Annotated in this window: 2 protein-coding genes; both read right to left on the reverse strand. The window is 54.2% G+C overall.

What is annotated here, in order from left to right:
- Positions 1–992 (reverse strand): outer membrane beta-barrel protein (locus PHD44_RS12625; protein ID WP_300192244.1); only part of this gene is annotated, 992 nt, incomplete at its 3' end.
- Between the two features lie 114 nt (positions 993–1106).
- Positions 1107–2644, reverse strand: a 1538-nt coding sequence (locus tag PHD44_RS12630) for an ice-binding family protein (RefSeq protein WP_300192245.1), incomplete at its 5' end; no start/stop codon positions are given.

A 2644-nucleotide genomic window follows, 5' to 3' on the forward strand; every position in this document is an offset into this window, starting at 1 on the left:
CCGGAGCTAATCAGATAATCTTTGACCGCTTCGGCGCGACGGGTTGAAAGCTTCAAATTATAAGCATGGGAGCCAATTCGATCCGTGTGGCCGATGACCATAATTTGATCATAATCAGTACCATTTAAATCGCGAGCCAATTGATCAAGCTCCCGCTTACCCGCTGGTTTTACATTCGATTTATTGAAATCAAACAGCGAATCGGCACTGAGCGTCACTTTCTTGGGCGCGTGTCGTTCAACCACAGGGGCTGGCGTCGCAATAGCGGCAAGCGGGGCGGGTGCCAAAGCCGGTTCGCGGGCTTTCTGCCCAAAACGATAGACAAGGCCCGCCGAGATTAAATCAATATCCCCTTTATTGCCGACCGCGTCGTTAATCCGGTAGCGTTCGACTTCAGCGCGCACATCCAATGATTCGGTCAGGGCGTATTGCACCCCCACGCCAAACTTGTAATTGGTATCGCGCGCGCTGGGGCTTGGGTTGGTCACCAGCACGGCACCGGTACCGACAAATTGATCCTGCGCCTTGGCATAGTTGACCCCAACTCGGCCAAATAGCGAAAACTTGTCGGTAATGGGCCACAAACCCACCACATCCAAGTTAACCCCTTGGAGTTTAATCTCGCCGTTCAAACTGCCTTGTGGTGTTGTGTAGGCCGTATACCCGAATTTGCCCAAATTAAAGTAGCCACCTTCCAGGGCGAAATAGCGATTGAACTGATAACCCCCGTACAACTTGTAGCCGATGCTGCGATCATCATTGGTGAGGGCGTTTGTGGTGAAGCCCGAGCCCAAAAGATTGCGCGTGATGCGGTCATTATCGATCGTCGCGCGCGATTGCCCTGCATTGGCGCCAATGTACCAGCCAGAATCATCTGCCACGGCCATCGGGCCTGCCATCATGGCGATGACCAATAAACTCAAAGTAGCCGTTATTTGGCTGCTTTTAACTTTTCTTAGTTTCATTTTTTGCTCCAAGCGGATGATATGCATTGAATCAATGCAGTGATCTCGTGTAATGGTTTGTTATTCATGGTTTTGCTCCTTGCCTCATTGAGCCAGCCGATGGGAATGCCACAGGCTGGGCATGGAGAACAACGCTCTGTGTTAAGGCGCAGGGACGTTAATCACGGTATTGGTCATGGTGAGCGATGCATTTAATCCCACCGCGCGGCCATTGAGCGTCACTAAGGCCGCATTGCCGGCCGTGGAGAATGCAACACCGGCATAGGCCAAGATATTGCCCACCATGGTGCCGCCGCCCGCAGCATTAATGGTGGCTGAGCTACCCACTTGCCAAAACACATTTTTGGCTTGCGCGCCGTTAATCAGCTGAACGCTCATGGGTAAGCCGGGGCCGCCAACGGTCAATGTGCTGGCCATCTGGAATACCCACACCGCGTTCGCATTGCCTTGGCCATCCAATACGAGATTAGAGCCGGTGATTTGGTAGGAGCCCAGTGCTGACTGGTAAATACCCGGTGCCAAAGTTAAGCCGCCCAGTTGATCTGTACCCAAATCAAGGCCACCTGGCAGCTGGGCCGGGGTTAGCTTGTTGTAGGCTGTTTGCGCATCGCTAAGCGCTTGAGTTGCAATGTTGCATGAGGTTGGGTTAACCGTCACAGCCGTAGGGCCGGTGGTCGATGTGGTGCACGTATAAATCTTACCGTTAACCGTGCCGATATTTGAGCCGGTTTCGGTATAAATATCGAGCGCATCATGAAACCCGGTCACAGAGGTGGTCGTGGTGGCCGTCGTGCCAAGATCCCCATTAATCACGGTATTGATGCCTTGATTAGTGGTGCCTGCCGTGCCGCCCAAATTACCAAAGGTGCTGGCTGAACCCAATGAAACCGCGCCCGGTGCAAGCCCGCTGCCGGTGGTGAAAGTCCATGGATTAGGCATGCTGCCGGGTGCCAGTGCATTACCGGCTAAATCTTTGGCACCGGTAATGGTGGCCGTGTAGGTTGTGTTGGCAAGCAAGTCACTGGCGGGGGTGAACGAGGCAACCAGGGTTTGCGGGTTATAACGCACGGTGCCGGTTAACGGCGTACCGATCGGCGGGCCACTCACCTGGAGCGAGAAATTCGCCGTCGTCAGCGTTAATGGATCCATTGCCTCACTAAATGTGGCATTAACCGGCGTATTCAGTGCCACATTAGTGGCCTGATCAGCCGGGTTTTCCAGCACGATTGTGGGCGGTGTGGTATCGGGTGTGGTGGTCGTAAATTGCCAAACGTAATTGCTGGCTGCCGGCAGGGGCGCTTGATTACCCGCCAGGGCATTGCCGGCTAAATCGGTTGCTGCCGTGGTGATGGTTCCCGTATAGGTTGTGCCATTGTCAAGCACCGCATTGGGGCGGAAAATCGCCGTGTTGCTCCCGACATCGTACGTGACAACACCCGATACAGGGGAAACACAAGGTGCAGCACAGGTTAAAGCAAAGGTTCCGCTGGCTGTGATCGACGCGGGGGCCATCGCCTCTGAAAAAGTAGCTGTTATTGCCGTGTTCGCTGCAACATTCGCGGTTGGGCCCGGAATGGTGGTAACCGGTACGGTGTAAATGACGCTGGGGCGCGTGGTATCTGACGTGATCCCGGTGGTAAATCGCCACACATAAGGCGCTGCTAAAGCTAAACCCGAGG

It is taken from the genome of Halothiobacillus sp., assembly GCF_028710545.1.
GTDB lineage: Bacteria > Pseudomonadota > Gammaproteobacteria > Halothiobacillales > Halothiobacillaceae > Halothiobacillus.